At 71.5% G+C, this 3,834-nt stretch carries 4 protein-coding genes; 3 read left to right on the top strand and 1 reads right to left on the bottom strand.

Features of this window, described 5'->3' with window-relative positions:
• Positions 1-21 precede the first annotated feature (21 nt).
• The gene (locus GUY60_RS35560; RefSeq protein ID WP_161705518.1) at positions 22-663 is read left to right on the top strand and encodes a GntR family transcriptional regulator; all 642 of its coding nucleotides are present in this window, start codon (positions 22-24) and stop codon (positions 661-663) included.
• Positions 660-1,964 carry an MFS transporter gene (locus GUY60_RS35555; protein ID WP_161705516.1) on the top strand — a complete coding sequence of 435 codons (1,305 nt, stop codon included), beginning with the start codon at positions 660-662 and terminating at the stop codon, positions 1,962-1,964. The genes GUY60_RS35560 and GUY60_RS35555 overlap by 4 nt, the downstream gene beginning before the upstream one ends.
• Before the next feature lie 22 nt (positions 1,965-1,986).
• Here the strand turns inward: GUY60_RS35555 and GUY60_RS35550 are convergent, their stop codons facing one another.
• Positions 1,987-2,811 carry a maleylpyruvate isomerase family mycothiol-dependent enzyme gene (locus GUY60_RS35550; protein ID WP_161705515.1) on the bottom strand — a complete coding sequence of 275 codons (825 nt, stop codon included), beginning with the start codon at positions 2,809-2,811 and terminating at the stop codon, positions 1,987-1,989.
• Positions 2,812-3,032: 221 nt separating this feature from the next.
• On the opposite strand from GUY60_RS35550, the gene GUY60_RS35545 reads away from it, so the two are divergent.
• Positions 3,033-3,809, top strand: a complete 777-nt coding sequence (locus GUY60_RS35545; RefSeq protein ID WP_161705513.1) for a carbon-nitrogen family hydrolase — start codon at positions 3,033-3,035, stop codon at positions 3,807-3,809.
• The last annotated feature ends 25 nt before the right edge of the window (positions 3,810-3,834 follow it).

The raw sequence follows: 3,834 nt of genomic DNA, 5'->3' as shown, positions 1-3,834 counted from the left end.
CCAGCCCCCCAGGCCGCCCCCCTGGCCAAGCAGCCGCCCGCGGCCGAGCGCGTCTACCAGCACGTCAAGCAGGCCGTCCTGGAACGGCGTTACGAGGGCGGCACGCTCCTCACCGAGGGCGAACTCGCCACCGACGTGGGCGTCTCCCGTACGCCCGTGCGCGAGGCGCTGCTCAAGCTGGAGGTGGAGGGGCTGCTGAAGCTCTACCCGAAGAAGGGCGCCCTGGTCCTGCCGGTCTCCGCGCAGGAGATCGCCGACGTGGTGGAGACCCGGCTGCTCGTCGAGGAGCACGCGGCGCGCAAGGCGGTGCCCGCGCCGGCCCGGCTGATCGAGCGGCTGGAGGAACTCCTCGCCCAGCAGCGCGAGCAGGCCGCCGCCGGGGACTTCGCGGCCGCCGCCGTCACGGACCGCTGCTTCCACGCCGAGATCGTCCGCAGCGGCGGCAACGCGATCCTCTCCCGCCTCTACGACCAGCTGCGCGACCGGCAGTTGCGGATGGGCGTCGCCGTGATGCAGTCGCACCCCGACCGCATCGCCAAGACCCTCGCCGAGCACGCCGAGATCCTGCAGGCGCTCCGCGACGGCGACGCGGACGCGGGCGTCGCGATCGTGCGCCGGCACGTCGGCTGGTTCTCCAACCTGGCGCGGGGGGACGTGCGATGAGCTCCCCCGGGATCCGGCTGCCCGGCGATCCGCCCGGCGGCCAGCGGGCCGTCGCGGTCTGGTCGATCGGCGTCGCCGTCTATTTCGTCGCCGTCATCTTCCGCACCTCGCTCGGCGTCGCGGGCCTCGACGCGGCCGACCGCTTCGACGTGGGCGCCTCCGCGCTGTCCACGTTCTCCATCCTCCAACTCCTCGTGTACGCGGGCATGCAGATACCCGTGGGCCTGATGGTCGACCGGCTCGGCACGAAGAAGGTGCTGACCCTCGGCGTCGTGCTGTTCACCGTCGGCCAGCTCTCCTTCGCCCTCGCGCCCTCGTACGGCATGGCCCTGGCCGCGCGGGCGCTGCTCGGCTGCGGGGACGCGATGACGTTCATCAGCGTGCTGCGGCTCGGCACCCGCTGGTTCCCGGCCCGCCGCGGGCCCCTCGTCGCGCAGCTCGCCGGGCTCATCGGCATGGGCGGCAACCTGGTGTCGACGCTTGTGCTCTCCCGGATGCTGCACGGCCTCGGCTGGACCACCGCGTTCGTCGGCAGCTCGCTCGCGGGTGTCGTCGTCCTCGTACTGCTGCTGCTGTTTCTCAAGGACCACCCGGAGGGCCACGAGCCGCCGCCGGTGAAGCAGGCGCAGGGCCCGGCCTTCGTGCGCCGCCAGATCGCGCAGGCGTGGCGGGAGCCCGGCACCCGGCTCGGCCTGTGGGTGCACTTCACCACGCAGTTCCCGATGATGGTGTTCACGCTGCTGTGGGGGCTGCCGTTCCTGGTGGAGGCGCAGGGCCTGTCCCGCGCCACCGCGGGTGAACTCCTCACCCTGACCGTCCTGTCGAGCATGACCATCGGCCTCGTCTACGGCCAGGTCATCGCCCGCCACCACGCGGCCCGCACGCCACTGGTGCTCGGCACGGTCGGCCTGACCGCCCTGGTGTGGGCCGTGACCCTCGGCTACCCCGGCGGTACGGCCCCGATGGGCGTCCTCGTCGTGCTGTGCCTGGTGCTCGGCACGTGCGGCCCGGCGTCCATGATCGGCTTCGACTTCGCCCGCCCGGCCAACCCGCCGGAACGCCAGGGCACCGCCTCCGGCATCGTGAACATGGGCGGCTTCGTCGCCTCCATGACCACGCTGCTCGCGGTCGGCGTCCTGCTCGACGCGACCGGCCAGAACTACCGGATCGCGTTCTGCTCGATCTTCGTCCTCGAAGCCCTCGGCATCACGCAGATTCTGCGGCTGCGGAAGCGGGCGGTCCGGCTGGAAGGCGAGCGGTTGGTGGCCAGTCGGGTCGAGGCGGTGCACGTACCGGTGTGAACCGCCCGCCGCACGCGGGGTGTCACACCGTCATCGCGAGGTTGTTGAGGATCGCCTCGGCCAGGTCCTGGTCGCCGTCCGCCTTCACCCGGTCCCGTACGGTGTGCGGCTTCACGCGGCCGCAGCACAGCTTGTAGAACGTCTCCCAGTCGAGCCCGAGCGTCACCGCGGGGCCGAGGGACGGGGCGTTGTCCACGGTGCCGTGGCCGTCGGCGTCGATGCGGACGGTGCGCAGGAAGTCGACCGGGCCGTCGACGTCGAAGACGATCGCCGAACTCGCGGGCGCACCGGCCTGCTTGGCGACCACCCTGGGCAGCCCGGCGAGCAGCAGGTCACGGGCGACGTACGCACCGGGGGAGTCCAGGTTGGCCGGGGCGCGCAGGGCGGTCCGCAGGTCCTGCTCGTGCACCCACACGTCGAACGCCCGCTTGCGGACGGCCTCTTCGAGCGCTTCCTCGTTGCCGAGCGGGCCGCGCACCTTGGTCTGCGGGTCCCGGCTCTCGTTCCGCAGCTGCCGGGAGCGGCGGATGATCGTGTACTCCAGCTCGGAGGTCATCTCCGGCGCCGTGTGGTGCCGCCGCACATCGACCTGCACCTCCATGTACCGCTGCAGCTCGGTCTGTACGTGGTACAGGTCGCGGGGCAGCGAGTGGATGGGCCGGGGGTCGCCGAGCATCTCGCAGTCGAGGCCGATGACATGGGAGACGATGTCCCGCACGGACCATCCCGGGCATGGTGTCGCCAGATTCCAGGAGCCCTCAGCGAGCGGTGTCACCAGCTCGGATATGGCTTCCACGGAATGGGTCCAGGCGTCGGCGTAGGTCTGGATGCTGGGATGGACGGTCACGGGACCCCTCGGGCGGTTCGTCTGTACGGGCGTGGCGGTAACGGGCTTCGGAGCGGTGCTGGCACGGTCGGCGGGGGCCGACCGGGCTTGCGGCGGTGGGCGGAACGGACTGCGTGGGAGGCTCGGACCCTTAAGTTACGCTGCCGCACGGGCCGCTTGCAGTGCTTTCGTGTGACGATCGTAGGCGGTCATTGCGACTCGAATGCCAGGACGGTGGTAGTGTGCGCGCCTCTCTCATCCAGATCGACGTAGACCCCGACGAATCGGTCAATTCCCGCCGCTCCAGGGTGGCTTCACTGGTACGGGAACAGTCCGGGTCCGACCTGGTGGTGCTGCCCGAGCTGTGGCCGGTGGGCGCCTTCGCGTACGAGTCCTTCGAGACCGAGGCGGAACCGCTGCGCGGCGCGACGCACGACGCGATGGTGGGGGCGGCGGCCGACGCGGGGGTCTGGCTGCACGCGGGCTCGATCGTGGAGCGCGACAAGAGCGGCACCCTCTACAACACGGCCCTGGTCTTCGCCCCCGACGGCACCCTCGCCCGCACCTACCGGAAGATCCACCGCTTCGGCTTCGACAAGGGCGAGGCCACGATGATGGGCGCGGGCGAGGAGTTGGCGACGGTCACCCTGCCGACCACCGTGCTCGGCCTCGCCACCTGCTACGACCTGCGCTTCCCCGAACTGTTCCGGGGTCTGGTCGACGCGGGCGCCGAGACCCTCGTCATCTCGGCCGGCTGGCCCGAGCGCCGCCGCGCCCACTGGACGCTGCTCGCGCAGGCCCGCGCGGTCGAGAACCAGGCGTACGTATTGGCCTGCGCCACGGCCGGAACCCACGCCGGGGTTCCGCAGAGCGGCCACAGCATCGTGGTCGATCCGTGGGGTGAGGTGCTGGCGGAGGCGGGTTCGGGCGAGGAGGTGCTTGTCGTCGAGTACGACCCGGGGACGGTGGCGACGACCCGGGAACGCTTCCCGGCGCTCAAGGACCGCGTCCTCGGCTGAGTTTCTCCCCTCCCCTCCCCACCCC

It is taken from the genome of Streptomyces boluensis (assembly GCF_009908195.1).
Lineage (GTDB): Bacteria > Actinomycetota > Actinomycetes > Streptomycetales > Streptomycetaceae > Streptomyces > Streptomyces boluensis.
The sequence above is the reverse complement of the archived record's forward strand: the minus strand, read 5'-3'. Positions and strand labels throughout refer to the sequence as shown.